Below are 26,898 nucleotides of genomic sequence, written 5' to 3'. Positions count from 1 at the left end.
AAGTTTCGCCGATGCGCGGGGTCAAGCGTGGAGGCCGGCTTGTGATCTGTCACTTCGAAGCTCTAAAGATGCTTGGATTATGTGGGCAGAGCAAAAGAACAGGAGCGAAGCATGACTGAGACTGCGGTCGAAACTGAGACCCAGAATTTGGTAGAACTGACGGCCGATATTGTTGCCGCCTATGTCAGCAATCACGTGGTGCCCACGGCAGATCTGCCCGGACTGATTTCCGAGGTTCACAGCGCCCTCAGCAACACATCAAAGCCGGCAAGCCCGGTTGCCGTTGCCGAAAAGCCCAAGCCGGCTGTTTCCGTTCGCAAGTCGATCAGCGGCGACCATCTGGTTTGTCTGGAATGCGGCGGCAGCTTCAAGTCGCTGAAGCGCCATTTGATGACCCATCACGATCTGTCACCCGACGCCTATCGTGAAAAGTGGGATTTGCCGGCTGACTATCCGATGGTCGCGCCGTCCTATGCCGAGGCACGGTCCAGGCTTGCCAAGGAAATGGGCCTTGGACAGCGCCGCAAGCGCTGATTGCCATTCATTGGTAAAGTATTCTAGCCGACACTGTTCTGAGAAGACAGTGTCGGCTTTGCTTTGACTTCAAGCGAATCAATATAGCATGGGAAATGTCGCCGCCGCTGCCTATGTGTTTTAATGTTCTAGAGAATATGCGTGTTTGAAATTGAGATTGTCTCGGATTTTATCTTTGGGCAATCGGTTCATGTCTTTTGAGGTCGGTTTTGACTGTATTTTGAGGGACACACTGCTGACCTGCGCGATTGTTGATAACTTATTTGCTCACGCATGTTGCTGCCTGTAGGATGAAGTAGGATATAAATCCTATTTTTAATTTAAAAAATTTAACCATAACAACGAATAGTAGCGAAGTTGTCGCAATTTCAATCCCCGTTTTCTTGTAGTGTGTAAGAATAAAATCCTAAATATGAGAAAAAAATCAACTGTACAATTTGGGATTGGGAAGTCATGGGGACCTTGGCTAATATTTCAGACCGCTCAGGGGCGGTTGCAAGATCACTGAAACTGGACGGCGATGCATTGTCACTCTGCCGTGTTGTCCGACTGCTGACTTTCGAAATGGGACAGATGGGAGCGCTGCCGGTCGGTGAAGAGCGTCTTCAGCGCCGCGGGGGCGCCCATCTGCGGCAAATGGCGATGTATGTTTGTCATGTGGCGCTCGGACTTTCGCTGAATGAGATCGGCCAGGGATTTGGCCGGGATCGCACTACTGTTGCCTATGCCTGTCGCGTGGTTGAGGACCGGCGCGATGATGCTGACTATGATGCCTTTGTCGCCCGTATCGAACGTCTGGCGATCGAGATCGTCGTAACTCTGGGGCTTGGCGATCATGGTTGAGATAAAGCAGAGCAAAAGGCCCGGGGCCGTCAGGCGCAAGGGGTCGTGTTCACCACTTGAACTGCTGGCAAAACAGAAACTGGTGGACGGTTCGCCCTTTCTGCCGGTGGAGGCGGTCTCGGCTGGCGAAAGACTATTTGCCGATTTCATGCGCGGGCAGATGCAGCCACGTGTTACCGCGTCGCTGACGCCGCGGCTTGAAACACGCGTGAAAGGTCATCAGGCGGATAGCGCTTCTGATTGTGCGTTGGACGCGCGTCAGCGCGTTCGCCAGGCCTTGCGGGCGGTCGGTCCGGAGCTTGCTGATGTCGCTCTTGATTTCTGTTGCTTCATGAAGGGGCTGGAGCTGATAGAGCGCGAGCGGCAGTGGCCTGTGCGTTCAGCCAAACTTATGGTTCGCACGGCCCTTCTTGCGCTGGCGCGTCATTACGCGCCTTCGGTTCCGCAAAAGGCGCAGCTGCGCCAATGGGGGGATCAGGATTTCCGGCCACTGGCGCGTGCCTTCGGCATCCCTTCAGACGGGCAATCCTGATGGCCTCAAGCGGAATGGCCGGCGAGCAGACGCGCGGCCATTTCGCGTATTCGCGTCACCATGGCATTGAGGCCATTGGCACGCTGGGCCGACAGGTTCTCGACCAGGCCGATGCGGCGAAGAATATCGATCGCATCGGTCTTTGCATTCTCCGAAGCCTTGTGACCTGAGTAGACAGCCAGGACGATGGCGACGAGACCACGCACGATAAAGGCGTCAGAATCGCCGCGTAGATGCATGACCGGATCGTCGCCATCCTCGCTTTGCATCACCAGCCAGACCTGGCTTGCGCAGCCATGAACCTTGTTGGCTTCGGTCTTTTCCGTCTCCGGCAGGTCGGGCAGTGCCTTGCCAAGCTCGATCACATAGCGATAGCGGTCCTCCCAGTCATCGAGAAAGGAGAAATCATCAATAATGCTGTCAAGCTCTGCGCTCATGGCCTGTATCCGTCCGTAAAACTGGTCATCTACCGAGGGGCGCCGTCTGATCTGGCGGCTTTGTCCGGCAAAATTGCCTCGCATCTGATGGGAGACCGGTGATGCGCGGCATTTTTCGGTATAGCGAGTGTTGGCCGCATTTGGAACCATTCCATGCTGCATCGCCGCAGCGATGCAGATTTTGCCCGGTGTCAGTAGGGGCGCGGGGTGGGCAGCGGTACGTCAAGGCGAATGCCGGCAAGGTCAGGCCTGGCGGCTGCCGTCAGTGTTTCTGGCGGTGCAGGTGCCACAGGCGCCTGTGGCTGCGAAAGGGCAGCCTCTTCAATCGCGCCGGTGATGACCGTGTCGGGGGAGGGGGTGGCCGTCTTCGCGGGAACTGCTTCTGGAGGTTCGGCTGCAAGCCTGACCTGCCGGGTATCGGGTGAGATGGTGGCCACATTGGTGTTCTGAACATCGCCATCGTCGAAATGCTGGCCGAGATAGCGATAGGCGACATTTGCGCCTTCACCGGCGCGATGGCGGAGGAAATCGATGATTTTGACCCCGTTGACGCAGACTTCGGGTTTTTCACCGCAAAGCCCGCTCATATATTCGATCGTCCCGCGTGCGGCCGTGACGGCGCCACCGATTTCGGCGGCATTCGGCGCCTCCGCATTGTCCTGGCTTGCAGGCTCACCTGTCAGATAGGTCGAAAAAAACGGCAGAATCAGCAACAGACAGAAAAACAAAAATGCCGTTTTCAGCAAGAACCTTATCATCACTTCCTTCCCGGGCCGGTTTCCCTGTTGTTCAATACAGCTGCCCATTCTTGCTTCGGGCAGAACATGCGCACGCTGCCGGACCAGTGATCTGATCCATCGCGATATCACCCCAGTCTCTAATACAAGCGGGTAAATGAGCCGGTAACAGGGCGCGATGCCTGTTTGCTGTGACAATTTCCGGATTGCCGGCACCTGTTTGAAGTCTGGTGGAAAAATACAACGAAATCAGCATTATTTCGCGTTTTTTCGGCATTTTCGTGCATCGGAGCGGACGCGTTTTATATTAACCATAGCAAGAAAAATACTGTCGCATTTCACCTTCCGTAGCGCTCAGGCGTTATTGTAGACAAAGCAGGAGCCGGGGCTTTGCCGGAAAAGACAGACCGGCGGGCCCCCTGAACGCGGGGCATGGGCTCTCGCGGGAATAATGACGTGACAGGAAAACGCGACGGCAGGTGCCGGGCATGGTGATATTCGGAAGCAGGGCCGATGGGGAAGACGACCAAAAAACGAGGCAAGAGCAAGAAGGGCAATAAGCCAGGGCTGATGATGCGGATGCTGTTGGCGGGCGGCGCTGCGATCTCTCGCCATCCCTCTGTTTTTGGCGGTGTGACGATCTTCGCCGTTGTGTTCAGCTTCGTCTCGGCCAATGCGCTCTGGTATCAGGCCGGGCCGCATCCCGATCCGATCTTCAGAACCCGTGATGCCGTCGACCCGGATGCCATTCCCGGACGCAGCATGGCAGATGAAGCAGTGCCTTATCACAGCTTCCGTATCGAACGGGACGGCGATGATGCGGTTCGGGCTACGGCAGATGAACGGCCCGTCGAGCAAAGCGGTGATGCGGAGATTGAGGAACTGCTTGCTGTGATGCAGCGTGGTGCGCCGGCGGCAAGCTCTGAGGCGGCGGCAGATACGTCCGCCAAGGCGCCGTCTGCTCCTGCCGATCCGGCGGATTTGCTTAGCGAAGTCCAGCAGGCTCTTGCCGCCCGCGGTTATTACAAGGGCACGGTCGATGGGGTGAGCGGACCGAAGACGGCCGAAGCCATTGCCGCCTTTCAAAAGGACAATGATCTGATCGTGACGGGCGCGGCGGATGCCGGACTTCTGGCCGCGATCACCGCGTCGTCAGCGACGCCGCTGCCGACCCATCGGCCTGACACCAATAACGGTGATGTTGCTGCGGTGATCCGCGCCTCTGCCAGTTCTTCAGACGTCGATAGTGCCGCACAGCTGACACTTGCCTCCAGCCCGGCGCCAGTCTCATCGGCCACGGTGATGGAGATCCAGCGCGGTCTGCAGAATATCGCCTATGACGGGATTGTTGTTGATGGCGTCGCCGGGGCAAGCACACAGGCGGCGATCCTGAATTTCCAGAAACATTACCGGCTGCCGGAAACCGGTGAGCCGAGCGAAGCGGTTCTGGCCAAGTTGAAGGAAATCGGCGCGCTGTGATGTGTCGAAGCCGCAGCCTGACAAGGGCACGGCGAGGGAAGGAAAATGCCGAGTGTCCGCACGCCTTAGAAGCGATATTTTCGTATCCGCTCTCTGCCGTCAGGTTTTTGCCAAAGGCGGTTTTGCAGCGGTCGAATGCAAGGGGGCGGAGGCGGCTGGCGCCATCGCGATCCGGCAGACCAAGCGGGACGGGTTGGAGACGCTGTTCATGCCGGCACCTCAGGTGCTTGCCGATGATGATGGTGACCGCGTTTTTGAAAAGCGGCTGGAAGACGTCGATGTCCTCAGTATCGCAGACAAGCTGGAGAAGGAGCGCCGTTTCGACAGCGATCTCTGGGTCGTCGCGCTTGAGATCGATGATGTCAGCGGGCTCTTTACCGTTGTGGAATGAAATTTTGGCTCAGGCGCTGCGGCGCTTGCCATTGCCGGGCTGTTTTGCCGCCGGCTGTTGGTTGCGCTCGGCGCTTTCTGCCTGCCAGGCGAGAAGCTGTTCGATCGAGCGGGATGGCGACAGGCTCGCGACCATGGCATCGGTATCGTGATCGCCGGCAATGGCCGGGACCGTGCGCTGCAGAATGAAGCTGACATCGTCATTGGCCATGCCGAGCCCGACAAGGGCAGTCGCCAGACGTTCGCCGCTTGCCTCGGCAAGGATCGCTTTTGCAAGGGCCTGATCGCCGCCTAGCGCGCGGGCGAAGGTCTCCGCGAAAAAGCCGGCTTCGCGGCGGCGGGCGAAACGGACCAGCAGCGATGTCTGGAGCGCTGAAAGAGTTGAAAGGCCGAGGCGGTCGCTGTCGCCGGATTTTTCGACCATGGCTTTCAGCGTGCGCCGCAGGGCCTCGCTCTTGTCTTCCATGGCCTCGGTATCCGCGGCGGCGGCACTGTCTTCATCGCGTGTTTCGCTGCTGTCGGCATGGGTGGCGATCAGCGCGGCAATGACCTTTTGCGTCAGGTCGGCGCGGTTGATGATTGCCCGCTTGTGCGCCTCGCCTGAAGTCTCGATGATTTCGATCAATGTCTCTTCGTCAATGGCCGGAGACAGCGCCAGAAAAGGCGCGGCGATGGCGATATCCTGGCGACCGAGGAAGCGGCAGATGCTGCGCGGCACGCTCGGGCAGGCCGAAAGGGCGGCGACAGCCTGGCGGCGGGCCTCGGGGCTTGATGCGTCGTAGACGGGAGGGAGAAGCTCGGCAAAGCGGCGCAGCTCAGCCGTGCCGGGATTGCGCAGGCTGGCAAAGGAGGAAACAGTCGCCATGAGCACCAGATCCAGATTGCGCGCGCTCTTCAGACCTTCAAGTTCCCGGTAGCGATCAACCACGGACATACTCCTCGACAAAAACTTTGCTTTGTCAGGAGCCTATGCTGAATTCGTTATAAAGCCGTTAACCATGCACCAAGCCCATGCTTGACAGAAACGGCCATGCCTTCCGGTGGAAAGGCATGGCGAAGGCGGGTGATTCTGGACGGTACAATGCTGTCAGATCGCCAGATATTCGTCCCGCAGTTCCTTGTTATCCAGCACATCGCGGGCTGTCCCGGCAAAGACGACCTGGCCGGTATCCATGATTACCGCGCGGTCGGAAAGCCGCAGGGCGGCGACGGCATTCTGTTCGACGATGATGGTGGTGATGCCGAGATCGCGGATCTGCGAGACGATTTTCTCGATTTCCTGCACGATCACCGGGGCGAGCCCTTCATAGGGCTCATCGAGAAACAGCAGCTTGATGTCACGGGCGAGCGCGCGGGCAACGGCCAGCATCTGCTGTTCGCCGCCGGACATGGTGACGGCCTCCTGATTGCGGCGTTCGGCAAGGCGGGGAAAGTGGTCGTAGATCTTTTCGATCGGCCAGCCCTTTTCGCCCGAGACCTGGGCCAGGATCAGGTTTTCCTCCACCGACAGGCCGCCGATGATGCGCCTGTCTTCCGGCACCAGCTGAAGGCCGGCCTTGGCCGCCTGAAAGGCCTTCATCTGGTGCAACGGTTTGCCATCCAGCCAGATTTCTCCCTTTCGGAGTGCCGGGCTGTCAAGGCGGGCAAGGGTTCGAAGCGTCGAGGTCTTGCCCGCGCCATTGCGCCCCAGAAGCGAGAGAACTTCGCCCTTGCGGATATCGAAGGACACGCCCTGCACGATATAGCTTTCGCCATACCAGGCATGAATGTCGCGGACGCTGAAGAAGGCTTCGGCTTCGCTCATGGTGTTCGCCTCCTTATGGAAATGGTTGTTATCGACGGGTGCATTCATCAATGGGCCTCCCCGAGATAGGCTTCGCGGACCTTCGGATTGCCCCGGACCTGATCAGGCGTTCCATCGGCGATGATCTGGCCCTGGGCAAGCACCGAGATCTTGTCGGCCAGCGAGAAGACGACATGCATGTCGTGTTCGATGATGACCTTGGTCATGCCGCGCGCCTTGATGCGCTGCAGAAGCTCGATCGTCATATTGGTGTCATGGCGCGCCATGCCGGCAGTCGGTTCATCCAGAAGCAGGAGCTTCGGCTTCTGGATTAGGCACATGGCAAGCTCGAGCCGCCGTTTATCGCCACGTGATAGCGAGCCTGCTTCATGAAAACGGCGGGCAAAGAGGCCGATATCCTCCAGGATATATTCGGCCTCGTCACGGATTTCCGCTTCCGAGGACAGTGCCTTGACCGCATTCAGCCGGAAGGCGCCGTCGCGCTTGGCAAAGGCCGGGATCATCACATTTTCCAGCAATGTCAGATCGGGGAAGATTTCCGGTGTCTGGAACACGCGCGAGACGCCGAGCTGGTTGATCTCATGCGGCTGATGATGATCGAGTGTCTGGCCATCGAATATGACATGGCCATGATCCGGCTTGATCCGGCCGATGCAGACATTGAGCAGGGTCGACTTGCCAGCACCATTCGGGCCGATAATGGCGTGAACGGTGCCTTTTTCCACCTCAAGCTCGACATCCTTGAGCGCCCGCAATCCGCCGAAACTTTTATGAACATCAGAGACGTGAAGGACGGTGTTTTCTGTGGTCATGATCTCACTCCGCCGGTTGCAGTTTTGACTGGGGGGCGCGTTTGCCGCCGCCGCCATTTGTGAAACGCGTGGTCAGCCGTCTGATCCCCTCCATGATGCCGCCGGGCAGGAAGATGACGATCGCCATGAAGATCAGGCCGAGCGTCAGGTGCCAGCCATCGCCGACGAACAGCGACAGCAGCTTGACCAGCGGTGTCTCGATCGCATCCGGCAGAGCGGAAAAGGCGGAATGCAGCGCGCCATCGTTGAAAGAGGAGAAGATGTTTTCGAAATATTTGATCACCACGGCGCCGAGGATCGGGCCGATCAGCGTGCCGACCCCGCCGAGAATGGTCATCAGCACGACTTCGCCGGAGGCGGTCCACTGCATGCGTTCAGCACCCGCCAGCGGATCGGTGACCGCCATCAGCGCCCCGGCGAGACCGGCAAACATGCCGGAAATGATGAAGGCCGAGCGCAGGTAGGGCCGCGTGTTGAAGCCGGTATAGCGCATACGGTTCTGGTTGGATTTGATCGCCTTCAGCATCATGCCGAAGGGCGAACGGAACAGTTTCAGCGTCACGAAGAAACAGATGATCAGGGCGGCGGCGCAGAAATAGAAACCGGCATAGCCCTGCAGTGTGAGGCCGAACAGATCCGGCGAGGGCAGGCCTTGCGTTGGTGCGGCAAAGGCGCGGTCGAGAATGCGCGGGTCGTTCTGCGACAGTTGCAGCCCGGTTTCGCCGTTGGTGATCGGTGTCAGCACCGAATAGGCGAGATTGTAGCTCATCTGGGCGAAAGCCAGCGTCAGGATCGAGAAATAAATGCCTGAGCGCCGCAGGGTGACATAGCCGATCAGCGCTGCGAAAAGGCCGGAGCAGAGGACGGCGAAGGCGATTGCCGGAAGGGCGTTCATGCTCAACAGCTTGAATGACCAGACGGCGGCATAGGAGCCGACCCCGAGAAAAGCGGCGTGGCCGAAGGACAGATAGCCGGTGAGGCCGAACAGGATGTTGAAGCCGATGGCGAAGATCGCGAAGATCGCGAATTTCTGCAGCAGTGCCGGATAGGCAGCGCCAAGCGGCATGAACAGGACCGGCGCCAGAAGCACGATGGCGGCGAAGATGATGAACAGCATCCAGTCGTTGCGGGAAAGGTTTCCAAACATGGTTCAGTCCTCCATGACGCCTTTGCGGCCCATCAGTCCGCGCGGCATGGTCAAGAGAATGATGACGGCGACGAGGTAGATGATGACCTGGTCTATCCCCGGAATGATCGATTTGATCTCGTTCATCGAGGCGAAGGATTGCAGAATGCCAAGCGCAAAGCCTGCAAGGATGGCGCCGGGCAGCGAGCCCATGCCGCCGACCACGACGACGACGAAGCTGAGCACGAGGAAATCCATGCCCATATGATAATTGGGCGGCAGGATCGGCGTGTACATGACACCGGCAAGACCGGCGACGACGGCGGCAATGCCGAAGACGACGGTGAAGCGCTTTTCGATATCGATGCCGAGAAGGCCGACCGTTTCGCGGTCACGCATGCCGGCACGCACGACCATTCCGTAAGTTGTGAATTGCAGGAAGGCGAAGACGGCGCCGATGATGGCAATGGAAAACAGGAAATAGATCAGCCGCCACCAGGGATAGACGATGAAGGCATCCGACATGCCGAGCCAGGCGGCGATATCGGCGGTGCCGGCAAACATGCCCGGCGCCGATTGCGGGATGGGGTTGGCGCCATAGATTTCCTTGATGATTTCCTGCAGCACGATGGCCAGACCGAAGGTCACCAATATCTGGTCCGAATGCGGGCGCTTGTAGAAAAAGCGGATCAGCCCGCGCTCCATGATGAGGCCGAGGATCAGCATGACCGGTATGGCGAGAATGATCGACAGCGGTACCGACCAGTTGACGATGGCGGTGCCAATGTCGCCAAAGGCATATTCCATGTAGGGAATGGGCCTTGGCGCGAAGAGCGCGCCGTCGGGTTTGGGCGGCTGGATCGGCCAAGTCAGAAGGGCGTTGAAGGAAACGGCGCAGAAGGCGCCGAGCATGAACAGCGCACCATGGGCGAAATTGACCACGCCCAGCGTGCCGAAAACCAGGGTCAGGCCAAGGGCGATCAGCGAATAGGCTGCTCCCTTGTCGAGACCGTTCAGAATTTGAATGATGATTGCGTCCATGGACCTGCCATCCGCTTCGCCTTGAATGAAAAAGGGCCGGGCGCCGGAATGGCGACCGGCCCATGCCAGGTGTCGCTGCGATCAGCAGGGTTTCGGCGTATCCGGGCCGAGCTCGCCGCCAAAGATCGCCGGGTCATATTCAACCTCGGCGCGCGGCACGACCTTGACCACCTTGAGCAGGTCATACTCATTGGCAGGCGCATCATTGCCCTGAACGACGAGCACATCCTTCATGCACTGATGGTCAGCGGCGCGGTAAAGCGTCTTGCCATTGCCCATGCCGTCAAATTCAAAGCCCTCAAGCGCCTTGATGACGGCCGGTGCGTAGAAGGTACCGGCCCGCTCAACGGCATCAGCGTAAAGCAGGGTCTGGACGTAGCAGGTCTGTGCGGCCTGAGACGGCGGGAAGCCATATTCGGTGCCAAAGGACTGGACGAAGGCCTTGGAGCCCTCATTGTCCAGCGACCAGAGCCAGTTGGCCGAGCCGAGAATGCCAATGGCCGCCTTGCCCGCGCCTTTCGCCATCAGGTCGGAGAAGAGCGGCACGACGATCTCGAACTGCTTGCCGTTGACCTGCTTGTCCTTCAGGCCGAACTGCACGGCCTGGGTCAGCGAATTGACCATATCGCCGCCGTAGTGGTTCAGGATCAGCACATCGGCACCGGAATTGAGAACCGGAGCGATATATTGCGAGAAGTCTCCGGCACCGACGGGTGTGCGGACGGTCTCGACGGTCTCCCAGCCAAGCGCTTCGGTGGCGTTCTTGATCGATTCCTCCTGGGTCCAGCCCCAGGTGTAGTCGGCGGTCAGGTGATAGGCGCGGCGATCCGTGCCGTAGGCTTCGGCCAGAACCGGCGCAAGGGCGATGCCTGACTGATAGGCGTTGAAGAAATGACGGAAGCCGTAGCGACGTTTATCCTTGCCCGTGGTGTCATTGGAATGGGTCAGGCCGGCCATGAAGATGACGCCCATATCCTGGCAGAGGCTCTGCACGGCAACGGCCACACCGGACGAAGAACCGCCGGTGATCATTACAGCACCATCCTTTTCGATCATACGCTTGGCGCCATCGCGGGCAGCGTCTGACTTCGTCTGGGTATCGCCCGTGACGAAAGCGACCTTCTTGCCGAGAATGCCGTTTCCTTTGAGCACTTTCGAGGTGAAGGTGTTGAGCATGCCGCCATCACCTTCGCCGTTCAGATGCTTGACGGCGAGCTGAAGCGCCTTCAATTCGTCCAGCCCCTCATCGGCATAGGGGCCGGTTTGCGGCACGTTGAAGCCGAGGGTGACGGTGTCGCCCGTCGGCATGTTGCAGGACATATCATCGGCATAGGCACCGCGAATGAAGTGCATGGGTGCCGTCAGGGCAACACCTGCCGCTGCGCCGGCCCTCAGCAGGCCACGCCGATTCATAATCAGTTTTGACATCAGACTCCTCCCAAGTCGTCAAAAGACGCGCCTTCCTCCAAAGGCGCTCGACGCTTCTCCTCAAAAGCGTCGGACAATGCTAGCAATTGGCCAAATTGTCGCAATTGAGCGATAGTGATAAGACCAAAGTCAAAATAGTTTAGCTAAGGCGCACATTATCGGCATGTGCCCAATGGCTGTTTCTCTGCGTTATTCAGCCCCGGCCTTGATCGGAACCGCAACCGGCGCGATAAGGCCGCTGCTTGAATGTGGTCGGGTGACGAAGATGACAAATAAGGATCTGCCCTTCTGGCAGGAAAAACGGCTTGAAGAGATGAGCAATGCAGAGTGGGAATCACTGTGCGATGGCTGCGGGCTGTGCTGTCTCAACAAGCTTGAGGACTGGGATACGGGTGAGGTTGCCTATACCTCGGTGCGTTGCATGCTTCTGGATGGTGAAAGCTGTCGCTGCTCCGACTATGAAAACCGCCAGGCGACGGTTCCGGAATGTATTCAGCTCGATATGGATGCATTGAAGGAAATCAGCTGGTTACCGCCGACTTGTGCTTACCGGCTTGTTGATGAAGGTCACGATCTCTACTGGTGGCACTATCTTGTTTCGGGAGACCGTGAGACTGTGCATCAGGCGGGCGTTTCTGCGCGCGGGCGAACCGTGAGCGAGATGGATGTGCCGGCTGAGGAATTCGAGAACTATGTTGTCGACTGGCCGATGCATGTGGGCGAGGACAGGCGCTGATTTTGTTGCCCTGTACCGTTCACTTGATTTAGCGCAAGGATAGGCGCCGCGTTCGGAATTATGTTAGAATTATCGTAGGTATGAATATTCGAGGTTTACCATGGCTACCGACTATAAGCAGATCGCCGCAGACATCTCAAAGCAGACCGCTGTTCTGAAGAAGGACATTCCCGACACGATCAACAGCTTCTATGCAATGGCGCAGGCTGCGGACAAGCCCGGTGCGCTTGATTCGAAGACCAAGGAATATGTAGCGCTTGGCATTGCCATCGCCATGCGCTGCGACCCCTGCATCGCGTTTCATACCCGCTCCCTGGTGAAGATGGGCTGCACCAAGGCCGAATTCGAGGAAGTGCTTGGAACGGCTGTCTATATGGGCGGCGGACCGTCGCTGATGTATGCCGCCAAGGCAATGGATGCGTTTGATCAGTTTTCGGCCGGGTAAGAAAAAAAAGCCCAAAATAGGAAAATAGTCCTTGACGGCGTAACGCTGCTTTGCTACTGTTTTCCTACGGTCGGAGATTTGCGGCTGAGGCGGACGGGACCGGACTTGGTTCTGTTGATGTTTTAGCCTTGCGGCGATGTTCGAAGCGGCAATAGCCGACCACTGAGATGATTGAGAAAACCGGCCCCGGCGTGGCCGGTTTTTTGTTGCCGAAATTCCATCGGCGAGCGAATCGCCAACGGAGGTGGACATGTCCGATGACCTGTCATTTGAGCCGCAGCTTTTCGGCTTATGGCCGCGCGCACCACGTTATGACGGTGGCAAGACGGTCACTCTTGCCGATGCGCCCGGTTTTTACATGATCGAACCGAAGGCGCGGCGACGGGATCCGCAGGAAGAATTGCGGCTTCTGCTCAATGATTTGACGTCTGAAATGCGGGCACAGTTCGGTTTTTTCCGCTCGCTGCGCCGGGCAGCCCAGAAGGACACGGGCGCTGGCAGCGAGGCAGTGCGCGAGGCGCGTGGCGATGTCAAATCGGCAACCGATGCCATCGCGCTGATTATCCGCACGCTGGAAAAGGCCGATGAGATGCAACGTCGACTGGCGAGCGAGCGCCAGGCTGAGAAAGAGCGGATCAACGACAAGCAGGATTACGAACATGCCAAAGCAAAGTTCCTCGAGCTTATCGAACAGCGGGCCGAGGAACTGGCAGGGCGGCGCATCGCCGAATGGCAGCGAGAACAGCGGGCCGGCTGATGGTTTTGCTTTTGCGGCTGAACTGGCCCGCGACTGGGCTTTTCTCGGCCGTGCGGAACAATTGCCGCCGGCAGGGGACTGGCGGACCTGGCTTTTGATGGGCGGGCGCGGTTCCGGCAAGACGCGGGCCGGGGCCGAGTGGATCCATGCAACGGCGCTTGCCGCAGGGCAGCGTTCCGATCTCAGGATCGCGCTCGTCGCCGAAACGCTGGGTGATGCGCGAGAGGTTATGATTGACGGTGTGTCCGGCATCTGCCGGATTGCCCGGCGGCTGCGGCCGGAATTTGAAATCAGCCGCCGGCGGCTGGTCTGGCCCAATGGTTCGGTTGCCTATCTTTTTTCATCGGAAGATCCCGAGGCGCTGCGTGGCCCACAATTTCATTTCGCCTGGTGTGACGAGCTGGCGAAATGGCGCTATGCCCGTGAATGCTGGGACATGCTGCAATTTGGCTTGAGGCTGGGTGACAATCCGCGCCAGATGGTGACGACGACGCCGCGTGCGGTACCGCTGGTCAAGCAGCTGATGGCTGACGAGACAACGACATTCACGCGGATTTCGACGCGCGATAACCATGCCAATCTGGCGCCTGGTTTTATCCGCGCTCTGTCGTCGCGCTATGGCGGCACGCGGCTGGGACGGCAGGAACTGGAAGGCGAGCTTATCGAGGATCGCGAGGACGGCCTATGGTGCCGTGCGGATCTTGAAAAGCTGGTTGACCGCAACGCGCGCGCCGAAGGTCGGATCGTGGTGGCTGTCGACCCGCCCTCGGGTTCGGGCAAGAAGTCCGTCTGCGGTATTGTGGTGGCCGGCTTGATGGAAAATGGTGGCGCGCTGGTGCTTGCGGATCGCTCGGTCGAGGGCGGCGCGCCGTCTGTCTGGGCCAATATGGTGGTCCGGACATTCCGGGAATTTGAGGCCGACCGGGTGGTCGCGGAAGTCAACCAGGGCGGCGACATGGTAACGGCGATGCTGAAGAGCGTCGATGAGCGGCTGCCGGTGACGACGGTCAGGGCCATGCGCGGAAAATTCCTGCGCGCTGAACCGGTGGCGGCGCTCTATGAGCAGGGAAAGGTGCGCCATGGTGGACATTTCTCGGCGCTGATTGACCAGATGTGTGATTTCGGACCGGGCGGGCTTTCGGCCGGACGCTCGCCGGACCGGCTTGATGCGCTGGTCTGGGCATTGACTGCATTGCTGCTGGAAGGCGACGGGATGCCCCGCATCCGGCGGGTCTAGACTATCAGGTGATGGCCCAGAGCGGTTGCGGGGGCTAACAAGCCGTGATAGCCGGAACGAAAGGCTCGCATTGCAGCCAAGAGGTCAGGCAGCCAAGAGGTCAGGCATGATTCGACATATCGTATTTTTCTCGGTTCCTGCGGGCAGCAATGCTGACAAGGTTGAGGCAGGGCTTTCCATCCTGACGGAGAACCCGCATGCACGGCTGGTGGAAATTGGCCGCAATCAGCGCAGCGACCTTTATGGCAATGAGGTCGATTTTGTCGTTTATGCTGAATTCGACGATGAGGCCGCGCTTGCAGCCTATCGGGCCCACCCGCTCTATGACAAGTCGACCTCGATCGTGAAGCCGATGCGTGAATTGCGGATCGCCGCTGATTTCGATTGCGCAACAGCTGTTAAGTCATCGCTTTACAAGGACTGAGTTGCCGTTTTGCAGGCGATGGAAATGAATGTTGAGCCCCGGTTTCCGGGGCTTTTTTGATTCTCACAACACATAAGACGAGGTGAGGCATGAAAATGTCCTTCCAGCTGCCGTGGCGTCGCCCGGCGGCCGCACTTGGTGCTGCCGAAAAGAAGGCGGCGACGGCCTTTTCCGCGCTGACGATCCAGGGGGAGGCGCGCTGGTCCGGGCGCTCTTACGGGGCTCTCGCACGGGAGGGGTTCATGAAAAACCCGGTTGCCCACCGCGCGATCCGGTTGATCTCGGAGACGGCGGCAAGCGTTCCGCTGCTGCTCTATCAGGGCGGGGACGAACTGAGCGAACACCCTTTGCTGGCGCTGTTGCACAGGCCCAACGGGCGTGCTGCCGGCACTGATTTCTTCGAGGCGCTTTATGGCCATCTTCTGCTGTCCGGTAATGCGTTCATTGAACCGGTGGTTCTGGGGGACGAGGTGCGGGAACTGCATCTGTTGCGGCCCGACCGGATGCGGGTGATTGAGGGCGCCGATGGATGGCCGGAGGCCTATGAATACCGGGTCGGAGGGCGCATGTCACGCTATCCGGCCGAAAGCGATGGAGTGACACTTCTGCATATGCGGCTTTTCCATCCGCTTGACGATCATCTCGGTTTCTCGCCGCTTGCCGCCGCGCAGATGGCGCTTGATCTGCACAATGCCTCGGCGGTGTGGAACAAGGCGCTGCTCGACAATTCGGCACGCCCCTCCGGTGCGCTTCTCTATCAGCCGAAGGAGGGCGGCAATCTGACTGAAGAGCAATATGAGCGGCTGAAGCAGGAGCTGGAAGAGGGCTATTCCGGCCCGGCGCGGGCAGGGCGGCCGCTGTTGCTTGAAGGCGGACTTGACTGGAAGGCGATGGGATTGAGCCCGCGAGACATGGATTTCACCGGCGCCAGAAACGGCGCAGCCCGCGATATCGCACTGGCCGTCGGCGTTCCGCCGATGATGCTCGGCATTCCCGGTGACAATACCTATTCGAATTATCAGGAGGCGAACCGCGCCTTTTACCGGCTGACGGTCATTCCGCTGATCGCCAGAACCGTTGCGCATCTGATGTCATGGCTGGGCCCGCTTTATGGTTCGGATCTCAGGCTGGAGGCCGATCTCGATCAGGTCAGCGGCCTTTCCGGCGAACGTGATGCGCTGTGGGCCCGTATCGGTGCCGCCGACTTCCTGAGCGAGGAAGAAAAGCGCGCCGCTGTTGGATACTGAACCGGCTTTTACCCAAAGCCGGATTTCCCTAAAGTCCGATTTCATTGACAGGAGAGATCATGAAAAGTGGTGACGCGGTGCTTTCCGCCGCAACATTGAAATATGCCGATCTGTCGCTGACTGATCTTGCCGGTGACGGCCGGTTTTCCGGATATGCCAGCATTTTCGGGGAGGTCGACCTCGGCAAGGACGCCATTGAACGCGGTGCCTTTCGCAGATCTCTCGAAAAGCGCGGTGCCGAAGGTGTGCGCATGCTGTTCCAGCATGATCCATCAGAGCCGGTCGGCAGCTGGACCAAGCTGCGCGAGGATGGTCGCGGCCTCTATGTCGAAGGGCAGCTCTCATCGGATGTGGCGCGTGCCAGGGAAATCCATGCACTGATGAAGTCGGGTGGGCTCGATGGGCTTTCGATCGGGTTTCAGACCGTGCGCGCAAAGACCGATGCAAAATCGGGTATCCGCCGCATTCTGGAGGCGGATCTCTGGGAAATCTCGATCGTGACCTTTCCCATGCTGCCCTCTGCGCGGGTGGACAGTGTGAAACACGCAGAAGAGGTGTTTCCGACAATCAGGAATTTCGAGCGATGGCTGACGCGGGATGCCGGCCTGAGCCGTAAAGCCGCCCGCCGGTTTCTGGCCGGTGGCTATGACGCGCTGATTGGCAGGCGGGATGCTGCCGACGGCGAAACCGGGGCGGGTGAGCGTGATCTTGTCGCGCTTCTCCATGAAGCACGGCGGATGATGCACCCCAAGCCCTGACCTTCACACCAATCAAGGATGAATTTCATGACAAAACATGATCTGACCTCGGCCCCTGAAATCAAGGGTGTGCCGGAGACCATCGAACGGGCTTTCGAAGACTTCATGACCAGCTTCGAGGCTTTCCGCGAAACCAATGACCGTCGTCTTGGCGAACTGGAAAGCAAGCATTCCGAAGATGTGATTACCCGCGAAAAGCTGGATCGTATCAACAGCGCCATGGATCGCCAGAGCAAGATGATCGACGAAATGGCGCTGAAGAAGGCGCGGCCTTCACTGGGCCGGGCCGGAGCCTTTACCGGCGAGCACAAGGCAGCCTTTGAGAAATATATCCGCCGTGGCGATGATGCCGGCCTGCGTGGGCTGGAAGCCAAGGCGCTTTCGTCCACCACGGATGGTGACGGCGGCTATCTGGTGCCGGAAGAGACCGACAGCGAGATCGGCCGTCGCCTGACGACCGTTTCGCCGATCCGATCGTTGGCGACGGTGCGTCAGGTTTCCGGCGCTGTTCTGAAACGCCCCTTTGTCGCCAGCGGCTTCACCGCCGGCTGGGTGTCGGAGACGGCGGCACGTCCGCAGACGGCAACGCCGGAGATTTCCGAACTCTCCTTCCCGACGATGGAGCTCTATGCAATGCCGGCCGCCAGTGCATCGCTGCTGGATGATGCCGCCTTTGATATTGAAAGCTGGATTGCCGGTGAGGTGGATATGGCTTTTGCCGAGCAGGAAGGCGCGGCCTTCGTCTCCGGCAATGGCACCGACAAGCCGAAGGGGTTCTTGAGTTACACGACCGTGGCGGACAGCGCCTATGCCTGGGGCTCTCTCGGCTATCATGCAACCGGTGTTGACGGTGATTTCGCCGCTTCGGGGGCTTCCGATGTGCTGATCGAGGCGATCTATTCGCTGAAGGCGGGCCATCGCCAGAATGCAAATTTCGTCATGAACCGCAAAACGCAAGGCGCGGTTCGCAAGCTCAAGGATGCCGACGGCAATTATCTGTGGCAACCGCCAGCCACTGCGGGCGGCGCTGCCTCGTTGCTCGGTTTTCCGGTGACGGAAGCCGAGGATATGCCTGATATTGCCACCGATGCCCTCTCGATCGCCTTTGGTGATTTCGCTGCCGGCTATCTGGTTGTCGACCGCACGGGTGTGCGGGTTCTGCGTGATCCCTATTCGGCCAAGCCCTATGTGCTGTTCTACACCACCAAGCGTGTCGGCGGCGGGGTGCAGAATTTCGACGCGATCAAGCTGATCAAGTTTTCTGCCGCCTGATCGGTACGGCCAATCAGATCATCGCCCCCGGCCTGGCCGGGGGTTTTGTTTTTCAGGGGAAAGTTTCAATGACCTATGCACTGACAACGCCGCCTGCAAGCGAGCCGGTGAGCCTGGCCGAGGCCAAGGTTTTCCTCCGTGTCGATCACGAGGACGACGACGATCTGATCGCCGGGCTTATCGTGACGGCGCGCAAGCATCTGGAGGCGCTGACGGGGCTGTCGCTGATCACACAGGGCTGGCGGCTTTACCGTGACAGCTGGCCGAGAAGCGGGATGATTTCGCTTGCGCATGGGCCGGTGACGAGCGTGTCTGTCGTGACGGTCTACGACGCCGATGGTAATGCAAATACGATCACGCTTGACCGGGCGCGGCTGGATGGCGCCGGCCGGCCGGCCCGTTTTTACCTGCCGGATATCGCCGCGACCTGCGCCCCGATGAATGGCATTGAGGTGGAATTCACCGCCGGTTACGGCGACGCGGCCGATGTGCCCGAACCCGCCAGGGATGCAATTACCCGCCATGTCGCTCACATGTATGCGCTGCGGGGTGTCGTCGCGGCCAGCGATCAGCCTGCGGCCGAACCGCAGGGCTATGAAGCCCTTATCGCACCGCTGAAAAGCTGGAGGCTGTGACGATGATCCTGCCGATGGATTCAGGGGCCTTCTCGGAGCGTCTCAATCTTCTGCGCCCGGTCGATACCGCCGACGGGCAGGGGGGAGTGACACGTGATTTCGAGAGTTTCGGAAAAGCCTGGGCGAGGGTTGAGCCGCAATCCGTTGCCTATGATGAGGAAGCCAATGGCGGGGTGAGGCGGATCACGCACAGGATTTGGCTGCGCCATCGCGACGATCTGGTCGCGGAGATGCGGTTTGCCAAGGGCGGCCGGCAGTTTCGCCTGGTGACATCTTATGATCCGGACGAGACAGGCCGTTATCTCGTCTGTCGTTGTGAGGAGATCAGCTCATGAGTGCGCGCAATGTCCTTCAGACCGCCATTCATGCGGTATTGAGCGCCGATGCAACTCTGACGGCGCTGATTGCGGAAGACGGGATTGTTGATCGCAGGCTCCCCACGCAGCGTCTGCCGGTCATTGTCTATGGTGCGGTGGATGCGCGGAACCTGACCGCAGATATCGAGCGGACCGAGGAGCACAAGCTGACCTTCGAGATCTGGTCGGATGCGCCGGGGCGTCGCGAGATCGAGCAGATCGTCGACAGGCTGTCGCTGCTGCTTGGTGACGTGTCTCTTAGCCTTGATGGCTATGTGCTGATCAACCTGCAGCGCAGTGGTGTCACCGTGCGCAGACAGGCGCGCAGTGGCTATTTTTATGCGGAAGTGCGCTTTCGCGCGGTGACCGAAACGGCGTGAGGCCGACATTTCATCATTGTTACCCGGGTGCTGCGGCGCCCTTTTTATTTTTGCAAGGGAGATGACGCATGGTTGCCCAGAAAGGCAAGGACATGCTGCTGAAGGTCTATAATGGCAGCAGCTATGAGACCGTCGCCGGATTGCGGTCGAAGACCCTGACATTCAACGCCGAGACCGTCGATATCACCGATTCTGAAAGTTCGGGCCGCTGGCGCGAGCTTCTGGGCGGTGCCGGGGTGCAGCGCGCATCCATGACGGCGAGCGGCCTGTTCAAGGATCAGGTTTCCGACGAGACGGTACGGGCGGCATTCTTTGCCGCAAGTCTGATCGAGAGCCAGATTGTTATCCCCGGGTTCGGGACGATTTCAGGGCCGTTCCAGATCACCTCTCTCGACTATTCCGGGGCCTATGATGGTGAGATGAAGTTCGAAATTGCGCTGGAATCTGCTGGCGCCATCAGCTTCGGGGCACTTTGATGACGGCCCCTGTCACCATGCGGCGGGCCAACCGGCACCGCGGTGAAGTGGAGGCGGTTATTGATGGCGAGCGGCGCATTCTCTGCCTGACGCTGGGGGCACTGTGTGAGCTTGAGACGGCTTTTGCCGCCGACAATCTTGCCGATCTCGGCCAGCGTTTTGCCTCCGGCAAGCTCAAGACGATTGATCTCGTTCGGATTATCGGCGCCGGGCTCAGGGGGGGAGGTAATGCCTTTGCCGATGAGGATGTCGCCGGGATGAGCATTGAGGGCGGCATTGCCGGATCCGCCCGTCTGGTCAGTGAATTGCTGAGCCTTACCTTTTCCGGGTCCGCAGCCACCGAACAGCCGGAGACCGGCGCGGACCCTTGAAAGCCGCAGCAGCAGAGCCCGAACCTCCCGGCGTCGCCCCGTTTCCCTGGCGGGAGGCGATGCATGCCGGGCTCTGTCTGCTGCGGCTTGAACCGGCAGCGTTCTGGTCGCTGACACCGGCGGAATTTGCCGCCATGACCGGCCAGTTTGGACACAGTCAAGATGTTCTGAAGCGCAGTGAGCTCGCTGCGCTGATGGCGCTTTACCCCGATTGAAAGAGAGGCTCATGGAAACTGACAGTCAAAGCATCGACCAGGCGCGTGACAGTGTTTCGGCACTGAGCGACGCTTTCACCGAGCTGCAGAACCAGTCTGACGCATTCGCTGGCTCGATAACGCAGGCGATGCGAGACGCCGTTACCGGCGGGAAGAGCCTGGATACGGTTCTGTCCGGCCTGTCGCGTCGTTTGAGCGATGTTGCTCTCAAATCCGCGCTGAAGCCCTTGGAAACGGCGCTTTCGAACGGGATTTCCGGGCTCGCAGGCGATCTGGCAAATGCGGTTCAACATGCCAAGGGGGGCGTGCCGGGGCGCGCAATGCCCTTTGCCAAGGGCGGTGTGGTTTCCAGTCCGACCTATTTCCCCATGAGTGGTGGCCTCGGCCTGATGGGGGAAGCCGGTACGGAAGCCATCCTGCCGCTTAAACGTGGGCCTGATGGTTCACTTGGTGTTGCTGCTGGCAATGGCGGCGGCACTTCGATTGTCTTCAATGTTTCAGCCAATGATGCCGACAGTTTCCGGCGCAGCGAGGCACAGATCTCTTCCATGCTGGCGCGCGCTGTGCGGGCCGGTCAACGCAATATCTGACCAATGGAGTGACTCATGTCGAGCGGCTTTCACGACGTGCGGTTTCCGCTGCGCCTTTCCCTTGCCACGAGCGGGGGGCCGGTGCGGCGAACCGATATCGTCAACCTGTCCAATGGGCGGGAAAACCGGAACCAGAGGTGGTTTGATTCCAGACGCAGCTATGATGCAGGGTCGGGGCTGAAATCACTGGAAGACCTTTACGAACTGATGGCGTTTTTTGAAGCCAGACGGGGTCAGCTTTTTGGCTTCCGGTTTCGCGATCCTGTTGATTTCAAATCCTGCAGTCCGCTGCAGACGATCTCGGCCACGGATCAGTTTATTGCGACCGGAGACGGAACGACGGCCAGTTTTCAATTGATCAAGACCTATGGTGACGTCGAATCCAGTTTTGTCCGATCGATCGAGAAGCCTGTGGCCGGAACGCTCAAGGTCTCTGTCGACGGTGCGGTTGTTTCCGGCGTGGCCCTTGATGCAGCGACCGGGGTGATGACCTTTTCGGCCGAAGCGATACCGGCTGCCGGTGCGGCGATCTTCGCCGGTTTCGAGTTTGATGTACCGGTGCGTTTCGACATTGACCGCATCGAAGTGAACCTCAAGACATTCAGTGCCGGCATGGTTCCCAGCGTTCCACTTGCGGAGATCAAACCATGAAGACAATCAACGCGGATCTTGCAAATCATCTGGTCAATGCTTCCACGACAATCTGTTTCTGCTGGCGGCTGAAGCTCGGCGATGGCAGTGTTCTGGGTTTCACAGAGCATGATCGCGATCTGACCTTTGACGGGACGACATTTCTGGCGGCGAGCGGTTTTTCCGCATCTGCGATGCAGAGCGAAGGCGGACTGGGGGCTGATACGAGCGAAGTGGCCGGCGGATTTTCCAGTGAGGCCATCTCGGAAGAGGATCTGGCCGCCGGTCGTTACGAAGGCGCGAGGGTAGAGTATTTTGTTGTCAACTGGCAGGCCCCGTCGGCTTTCCAGCTGCTCTCCGTCCAGGAGATCGGCGATGTCCGCCGCGAGGCGGGTGCCTTTCGTGCCGAGCTGCGCTCGCTTACACACAAGCTATCACAGCCAAAAGGCCGAAGTTTCGCAAGGCGCTGCGATGCCAAGCTGGGCGATCAGCGATGCGGTGTCGATGCAAGCAGCACGGACTATTCTGCGAGCGGAACGATCACACAGGTTCTGGCCGACAACCGGTTGTTGCTGACATTGGAACAGAGTTTTGAGGACGGCTTTTTCGCCTTTGGCACCATGATGTTCACCTCGGGCGCCCTTTCAGGCCTGAGTGTCGATGTTGAGGCCAACCGGGTGTTTGGCAGTGGCGTGAAATTTGATCTCTGGCTGCCGCTTTCGGTCTTGCCTGATATCGGCACCGGCGTGACAGTGACGGCAGGGTGCAACAAGGCCTTTTCGACCTGCAAGGCAAAATTCGCCAACCAGATTAACTTCAGAGGCTTTCCGCATGTCCCGGGGGCGGATTTTGCCTATTCCTACGTCGATGGCGAAAGCCTGCATGACGGAAGCCCGCTTTACTCATGAAACCTGCCGGGCAATGCGCTGTTACGCTGGCTGAAGCGTGGATCGGGACACCCTATCGCCATCAGGCCGGGACGAAAGGTGTTGGCTGTGACTGCCTCGGGCTTGTCCGCGGGGTTTGGTGCTCACTTTACGGTTTCGATCCCTGGGACGGAGAGCCCTATTCCGTCGACTGGGCTGAACATGGCGGTGAGGAACGCATCCTCACGGCCGCAAGAAAATATTGCGGTGCTCCTGTCTCGCCGCAGGCAATGGAAGCCGGCGACCTTCTGGTATTCCGCTGGCAGGCGCGTTTTTCTGCCAAGCATCTGGGCATTCTGTCCGATCATCAAAGCTTCATTCATGCCTATGAACAAGCCGGCGTGATCCGTTCGGCGCTGGTACCCTCCTGGCGTCGCCGGATCGCCGCTGTGTTCCGCCTTCCCGAAATTACATAAACCGGAGAGACCTTTCATGGCGACGATTTTGCTCCAGGTCGCAGGCACTGTCGCAGGCAGTGCTTTCGGCCCTTTTGGTGCTCTGGCCGGACGTGCCCTTGGCGCCCTGGCCGGCAGCGCAATCGATTCTCGGCTTTTCGGCGGAGGCAAGACCTCTTCCGGGCAGCATCTGGGAACTGCGCGCCTGGGGGGCGTGGATGAGGGATCGCCGCTGCCACGAGCTTATGGTTCGGTGCGTCTCGGCGGAACCCTGATATGGGCAACGCGGTTTGAAGAGGTCTCCACCATCGAACGAAGTGGCGGCAAAGCCTCGGGAGCGAAGACCGAAACGTTCTCCTACCTCGGCAATTTCGCCTTTGGTATCTGCGAGGGGCCTATCGCGGCCATCCGTCGTGTCTGGGTGGATGGAGGCGAGCTCGATCTTACCACTGTGGAAATGCGTGTTTATACCGGAGGCAACGATCAGATGCCTGACCCTCTGATCGAAGCGAAGCAGGGGGCCGGAAATGCACCGGCCTATCGTGGACTTGCCTATGTTGTTTTCGAACGTCTGCCTCTTGATGACTACGGCAACCGCATTCCTGTCGTCCAATTCGAGGTGCTGCGCCCCACCGGTACGCTTGAAAGCGATATTCGGGCCATTACCATTATTCCAGGTGCGACGGAGCACGGGCTTTGCCCATTTCCCGTCACGGAAAACGGTGGTCCCGGCCGCCAGAACATACTGAACCGCAACAATCTGATGCGCGCCACCGATTGGGATGCTTCCATCGATGAACTCATGGCGCTGTGCCCCAATCTTGAAAGCGTTGCTCTGGTTGTCGCCTGGTTCGGCGATGATCTGAGAGCCGGGGACTGCGTGCTGATGCCGGGCGTGGAAACCGCACAACGCAACGGCGAGAGCACCCCGTGGCGCGTCAGTGGTATCACGCGGGCCGCGGCAAGGGTGATTTCCAGCAATGCTGGCGGGGCTGCCTATGGCGGAACTCCCAATGATGCCGGGCTCGTCGCGGCGATTGCCGACCTGAAAGCACGTGGTCTGAAGGTTTTTCTCTATCCCTTTGTGATGATGGACATTCCGGGCGACAATGCTTTGCCGGATCCTTATGGCGGTTCGGCGCAGCCCGCCTATCCCTGGCGCGGCCGCATCACCTGTGATCCAGCCATCGGCATGGCTGGCACAGCCGACCAGACGGCAATAGCGGCGAGCCAGATCACGACATTCATGGGAAGCGCTGTTGCTGAACAATTTACAGCCGAGCAGGGGAGCATTACCTATTCCGGCACCGGTTGGGGCTATCGCCGTTTTATCCTGCATTACGCCCATCTGGCCGAAACAGCAGGCGGCATTGACGGATTTATCATCGGTTCTGAAATGCGGGCTCTCACCGCGATCAGGGATGAGAACGGCAATTTTCCCTTCGTTGACGGGCTCGTGTCACTTGCCGGGGCGGTTCGCTCAATCGTTGGCGACACAACAGCGCTGACCTATGCGGCCGACTGGAGCGAGTATTTCGGCTATCACTCTGCTGATGGCGATGTGTTCTTCAATCTGGATACGCTCTGGGCATGCGATGCAATCGATGCTGTCGGCATCGATAATTATATGCCTCTTTCCGACTGGCGCGATGAGGATCTGGCTTCCGCCAGCCCCGATGGTTTCAGACTGGCCAATGATGTTTCGGCGTTGAAGTCGAACATAACGTCCGGCGAGGGATTTGACTGGTACTATGCCAGCGGGGACGATCGGGATGCACGGCTGCGCACTGCAATCACCGACGGCCTTGCGGGCAAGCCCTGGGTCTTTCGCTACAAGGATATTGAAGGCTGGTGGTCCAACTATCATTATGAGCGCAGTGGGGGCGCAGAACATACCTCGCCAACTGCCTGGCAACCGGGAATGAAGCCGGTTTGGTTTACCGAACTGGGATGTCCGGCAATCGATGCAGGCGCGAACCAGCCGAACGTGTTTTTCGATCCGAAATCCACTGAAAGCGCCTTCCCCTATTTCTCTGCCGGAATACGCTCGGATGTGACGCAACGCCGTTTCGCTGAAGCTCATCTCAGCTATTGGAGCAGCGCAGCCGCGCCGGCAGGCATGGTTGATCCAGACAAGATCTTTCTGTGGTGCTGGGACGCGCGGCCCTTTCCAACATTCCCGAGCGATATTGCGGTCTGGAGTGACGGGGGCAATTGGTCGCGGGGCCACTGGCTCAACGGGCGACTGGGTGCTTCAACGCTGGGCGATACGATTGAGGCTATCCTGCAGGATCACGGCTTTGGCGATTTCGATGCAGGGCAGGTCAGTGATGATCTTATCGGCTATCAACAGGCTGAACTGGCATCGGCCAGGGACCTGCTGGAGCCGCTTCTGGATTTCGGACTTGTCGATGTCCGCGAGGACTGCGGGGTCCTGACATTTCGCTCTCGACTACGAGCAAGCCTTGCGCCGGTGGAGCTGCCGATATTGGTTGATCAACCTGGCGAGCCGCAGTGGAGCGAAAAACTGCTGCACGAAGCTGATATCGCGGGTGAGGTTGCTGCTGTCTTCAGCGATGCTTCCAGTGATTATGAGCAGGCAACGGTTCGCTCCAGTCGCATGCTGGTCAATAATGATCGGGTTGCCATGCACAGCCTGCCAGCCGTGTTTAGCGAAAGTGGCGCACGGCTTATGGCAGATAATCTGCTCCGCGACGGACGCATCGCCAAGCGCGAACTCACTTTCTCCCTGTCTCCTCAATGTCTAGACATTGAGCTGGGCGATGTGATCGCGCTGGAAAGTGGACCGGCAGGCCGCTTCATGGTGACCGGGCTTGAGCAACATGAGGCAATAGAGGTAACCGCACGGGCATTTTCTCCAGCAGTCTCTGCCGCATCTTTTGATGAGCCATCATTGCCGCGACAGCCAAGGCTATCGCCATCGGGTTTTGCACCACGGATCATTCTGATGGACCTGGCCCGGTATAGCGGTGATAACGCAGAGAGTTTTGCCATGATCGCAGCCTTTTCCAAGCCCTGGCAGCGGTTGATCCTGTCTTCATCATCGCAGAGCGAAGGCTATTCGATGCGTATGACGGTTGACCGACCTGCCTCAACGGGAACGGTTGCCGCAGCACTCGGCACAGGCGTTTCCGGCCGTTTCGACTATTCGCAGTCGCTTGTCATCGCTCTGGATTTCGGTGCCTTTGCCTCCGGGACACGACTGGCTGTTCTGAACGGCGCGAACAGGCTGGCTGTTCGGGCTGCCAATGGTGAATTCGAGATAATCGGCTATCTGAATGCGGTGGAAACAGAACCGGGAGTCTGGACCCTTTCTGGGCTGTTGCGTGGGCTTGCCGGGACCGAAGATGCCATGGCCGCCGGCAGCACCATCGGTGCGGATGCAGTTCTTCTTGATCAGGCGGTGGTGCCGATTGGCTTGACTGCAGAAGAGCGCGGCCTTGCGCGAAACTATCTTGTCGAAACGTCACTGGGGCAGATCGATCCATCGGGGCCATATGCCTTCATCGGTGGCAATCGGGCCGAAACGCCTCTGTCGCCTGTTCATCTTCGGGGACAGCGTAAGGGCAATAATGATGTTGCATTCAGCTGGATCCGCAGATCGCGAATAGATGCGGATGACTGGGCTGCTGTTGACGTGCCCCTCGACGAAGACAGCGAAGCTTACAGGTTGGAGGTTCTCGATTCCGGCGCGGCTGTCAGGCTGGTCGAGATTGATACGACGGCGTTCCTCTACACTGAAGAGATGCAAATCGCTGATTTCGGATCCGTGCCGGAATCCATTTCGGTCAGACTGCGCCAGATCGGGAGAAAGGTGCCGCTTGGTGTGGCGCTGGAACAAAGCATTCAGTTCTAAAAGCGAAG

At 59.0% G+C, this 26,898-nt stretch carries 32 protein-coding genes; 24 read left to right on the top strand and 8 right to left on the bottom strand.

The annotated features are described in order from the left end of the window. Positions 1–111: 111 nt before the first annotated feature. From FJU08_RS14120 to FJU08_RS14110, 3 genes are all read left to right on the top strand, one after another. A complete protein-coding gene (locus tag FJU08_RS14120) occupies positions 112–534 on the top strand; it encodes a Ros/MucR family transcriptional regulator (protein WP_141149660.1) in 423 nt (140 codons plus the stop codon). A gap of 462 nt (positions 535–996) precedes the next feature. Continuing rightward, a complete protein-coding gene (locus FJU08_RS14115; RefSeq protein ID WP_235890714.1) occupies positions 997–1,377 on the top strand; it encodes a helix-turn-helix domain-containing protein in 381 nt (126 codons plus the stop codon). Further along, a complete protein-coding gene (locus FJU08_RS14110) occupies positions 1,370–1,909 on the top strand; it encodes a DUF6456 domain-containing protein (protein WP_141149659.1) in 540 nt (179 codons plus the stop codon). The genes FJU08_RS14115 and FJU08_RS14110 overlap by 8 nt, the downstream gene beginning before the upstream one ends. Before the next feature lie 5 nt (positions 1,910–1,914). Here FJU08_RS14110 and FJU08_RS14105 read toward each other — a convergent pair whose 3' ends face one another. Together FJU08_RS14105 and FJU08_RS14100 are read right to left on the bottom strand one after the other, a co-directional pair. After that, positions 1,915–2,346: a SufE family protein gene (locus FJU08_RS14105; RefSeq protein WP_141149658.1), complete on the bottom strand. Its 432-nt coding sequence runs from the start codon at positions 2,344–2,346 to the stop codon at positions 1,915–1,917. Between the two features lie 191 nt (positions 2,347–2,537). Then, entirely contained in the window at positions 2,538–3,104 is a 567-nt protein-coding gene (locus FJU08_RS14100) for a DUF5330 domain-containing protein (RefSeq protein WP_141149657.1), read from the bottom strand. Between the two features lie 492 nt (positions 3,105–3,596). Here FJU08_RS14100 and FJU08_RS14095 point away from each other — a divergent pair, with 492 nt between their 5' ends. Further along, positions 3,597–4,562: a peptidoglycan-binding domain-containing protein gene (locus FJU08_RS14095; protein ID WP_210245233.1), complete on the top strand. Its 966-nt coding sequence runs from the start codon at positions 3,597–3,599 to the stop codon at positions 4,560–4,562. 52 nt (positions 4,563–4,614) lie between these two features. After that, a complete protein-coding gene (locus FJU08_RS14090; protein ID WP_141149656.1) occupies positions 4,615–4,953 on the top strand; it encodes a DUF1491 family protein in 339 nt (112 codons plus the stop codon). Positions 4,954–4,962: 9 nt separating this feature from the next. Here the strand turns inward: FJU08_RS14090 and FJU08_RS14085 are convergent, their stop codons facing one another. The 6 genes from FJU08_RS14085 to FJU08_RS14060 all read right to left on the bottom strand — a co-directional run bounded on the left by FJU08_RS14085 (position 4,963) and on the right by FJU08_RS14060 (position 11,163). Then, positions 4,963–5,880: a DUF2336 domain-containing protein gene (locus FJU08_RS14085; RefSeq protein ID WP_181409853.1), complete on the bottom strand. Its 918-nt coding sequence runs from the start codon at positions 5,878–5,880 to the stop codon at positions 4,963–4,965. 159 nt (positions 5,881–6,039) lie between these two features. Then, complete coding sequence (locus tag FJU08_RS14080) at positions 6,040–6,756, bottom strand: ABC transporter ATP-binding protein (RefSeq protein ID WP_235890712.1); 717 nt, start codon at positions 6,754–6,756, stop codon at positions 6,040–6,042. A gap of 47 nt (positions 6,757–6,803) precedes the next feature. Further along, a complete protein-coding gene (locus FJU08_RS14075) occupies positions 6,804–7,568 on the bottom strand; it encodes an ABC transporter ATP-binding protein (RefSeq protein ID WP_141149653.1) in 765 nt (254 codons plus the stop codon). Between the two features lie 4 nt (positions 7,569–7,572). Next, positions 7,573–8,715, bottom strand: coding sequence for a branched-chain amino acid ABC transporter permease (locus FJU08_RS14070; RefSeq protein ID WP_141149652.1), 1,143 nt, complete (start codon positions 8,713–8,715; stop codon positions 7,573–7,575). Positions 8,716–8,718: 3 nt separating this feature from the next. Beyond that, complete coding sequence (locus tag FJU08_RS14065; protein WP_141149651.1) at positions 8,719–9,735, bottom strand: branched-chain amino acid ABC transporter permease; 1,017 nt, start codon at positions 9,733–9,735, stop codon at positions 8,719–8,721. An 81-nt stretch (positions 9,736–9,816) separates the two neighbouring features. Next, positions 9,817–11,163 carry a substrate-binding protein gene (locus FJU08_RS14060; RefSeq protein WP_141149650.1) on the bottom strand — a complete coding sequence of 449 codons (1,347 nt, stop codon included), beginning with the start codon at positions 11,161–11,163 and terminating at the stop codon, positions 9,817–9,819. 265 nt (positions 11,164–11,428) lie between these two features. On the opposite strand from FJU08_RS14060, the gene FJU08_RS14055 reads away from it, so the two are divergent. The 19 genes from FJU08_RS14055 to FJU08_RS13965 all read left to right on the top strand — a co-directional run bounded on the left by FJU08_RS14055 (position 11,429) and on the right by FJU08_RS13965 (position 26,890). Next, complete coding sequence (locus FJU08_RS14055; protein ID WP_141149649.1) at positions 11,429–11,899, top strand: YcgN family cysteine cluster protein; 471 nt, start codon at positions 11,429–11,431, stop codon at positions 11,897–11,899. Between the two features lie 100 nt (positions 11,900–11,999). After that, complete coding sequence (locus tag FJU08_RS14050) at positions 12,000–12,344, top strand: carboxymuconolactone decarboxylase family protein (RefSeq protein ID WP_141149648.1); 345 nt, start codon at positions 12,000–12,002, stop codon at positions 12,342–12,344. A 250-nt stretch (positions 12,345–12,594) separates the two neighbouring features. Further along, positions 12,595–13,101, top strand: a complete 507-nt coding sequence (locus FJU08_RS14045; protein WP_141149647.1) for a hypothetical protein — start codon at positions 12,595–12,597, stop codon at positions 13,099–13,101. Further along, positions 13,004–14,338 (top strand): DNA-packaging protein, encoded by a 1,335-nt coding sequence (locus FJU08_RS14040; RefSeq protein WP_141149646.1) that lies wholly within the window; start codon positions 13,004–13,006, stop codon positions 14,336–14,338. The genes FJU08_RS14045 and FJU08_RS14040 overlap by 98 nt, the downstream gene beginning before the upstream one ends. Positions 14,339–14,444: 106 nt before the next feature. Further along, the gene (locus FJU08_RS14035; RefSeq protein WP_141149645.1) at positions 14,445–14,762 is read left to right on the top strand and encodes a Dabb family protein; all 318 of its coding nucleotides are present in this window, start codon (positions 14,445–14,447) and stop codon (positions 14,760–14,762) included. Positions 14,763–14,851: 89 nt separating this feature from the next. Further along, a complete protein-coding gene (locus FJU08_RS14030; RefSeq protein WP_141149644.1) occupies positions 14,852–16,009 on the top strand; it encodes a phage portal protein in 1,158 nt (385 codons plus the stop codon). 59 nt (positions 16,010–16,068) lie between these two features. Then, positions 16,069–16,767, top strand: coding sequence for an HK97 family phage prohead protease (locus FJU08_RS14025; RefSeq protein WP_141149643.1), 699 nt, complete (start codon positions 16,069–16,071; stop codon positions 16,765–16,767). Positions 16,768–16,794: 27 nt separating this feature from the next. Then, on the top strand, positions 16,795–18,039 hold the full coding sequence (locus FJU08_RS14020; RefSeq protein ID WP_141149642.1) for a phage major capsid protein: 1,245 nt from the start codon (positions 16,795–16,797) through the stop codon (positions 18,037–18,039). A 68-nt stretch (positions 18,040–18,107) separates the two neighbouring features. Further along, complete coding sequence (locus FJU08_RS14015; protein ID WP_141149641.1) at positions 18,108–18,674, top strand: head-tail connector protein; 567 nt, start codon at positions 18,108–18,110, stop codon at positions 18,672–18,674. Positions 18,675–18,676: 2 nt separating this feature from the next. Further along, a complete protein-coding gene (locus FJU08_RS14010) occupies positions 18,677–19,009 on the top strand; it encodes a phage head closure protein (protein ID WP_235890708.1) in 333 nt (110 codons plus the stop codon). Next, positions 19,006–19,410 carry a DUF3168 domain-containing protein gene (locus tag FJU08_RS14005; RefSeq protein WP_141149640.1) on the top strand — a complete coding sequence of 135 codons (405 nt, stop codon included), beginning with the start codon at positions 19,006–19,008 and terminating at the stop codon, positions 19,408–19,410. The genes FJU08_RS14010 and FJU08_RS14005 overlap by 4 nt, the downstream gene beginning before the upstream one ends. Positions 19,411–19,478: 68 nt before the next feature. Then, entirely contained in the window at positions 19,479–19,886 is a 408-nt protein-coding gene (locus tag FJU08_RS14000) for a phage major tail protein, TP901-1 family (protein ID WP_141149639.1), read from the top strand. Next, on the top strand, positions 19,886–20,257 hold the full coding sequence (locus FJU08_RS13995) for a gene transfer agent family protein (RefSeq protein ID WP_141149638.1): 372 nt from the start codon (positions 19,886–19,888) through the stop codon (positions 20,255–20,257). The genes FJU08_RS14000 and FJU08_RS13995 overlap by 1 nt, the downstream gene beginning before the upstream one ends. Continuing rightward, positions 20,254–20,472, top strand: coding sequence for a rcc01693 family protein (locus tag FJU08_RS13990; protein ID WP_268932140.1), 219 nt, complete (start codon positions 20,254–20,256; stop codon positions 20,470–20,472). Before FJU08_RS13995 ends, FJU08_RS13990 begins: the two co-directional genes overlap by 4 nt. 11 nt (positions 20,473–20,483) lie before the next feature. Next, entirely contained in the window at positions 20,484–21,062 is a 579-nt protein-coding gene (locus FJU08_RS13985) for a phage tail tape measure protein (RefSeq protein ID WP_141149637.1), read from the top strand. 15 nt (positions 21,063–21,077) lie between these two features. Further along, positions 21,078–21,713, top strand: coding sequence for a TIGR02217 family protein (locus FJU08_RS13980; RefSeq protein WP_141149636.1), 636 nt, complete (start codon positions 21,078–21,080; stop codon positions 21,711–21,713). Beyond that, positions 21,710–22,600, top strand: a complete 891-nt coding sequence (locus FJU08_RS13975) for a DUF2163 domain-containing protein (protein WP_141149635.1) — start codon at positions 21,710–21,712, stop codon at positions 22,598–22,600. Before FJU08_RS13980 ends, FJU08_RS13975 begins: the two co-directional genes overlap by 4 nt. Further along, positions 22,597–23,034: an NlpC/P60 family protein gene (locus FJU08_RS13970; protein WP_141149634.1), complete on the top strand. Its 438-nt coding sequence runs from the start codon at positions 22,597–22,599 to the stop codon at positions 23,032–23,034. The genes FJU08_RS13975 and FJU08_RS13970 overlap by 4 nt, the downstream gene beginning before the upstream one ends. A gap of 16 nt (positions 23,035–23,050) precedes the next feature. Next, a complete protein-coding gene (locus FJU08_RS13965; RefSeq protein WP_141149633.1) occupies positions 23,051–26,890 on the top strand; it encodes a baseplate multidomain protein megatron in 3,840 nt (1,279 codons plus the stop codon). Positions 26,891–26,898: the final 8 nt, after the last annotated feature.

It is taken from the genome of Martelella alba (assembly GCF_006516955.1).
GTDB lineage: Bacteria > Pseudomonadota > Alphaproteobacteria > Rhizobiales > Rhizobiaceae > Martelella > Martelella alba.
This window is presented reverse-complemented; position numbering and strand designations above follow the sequence as displayed.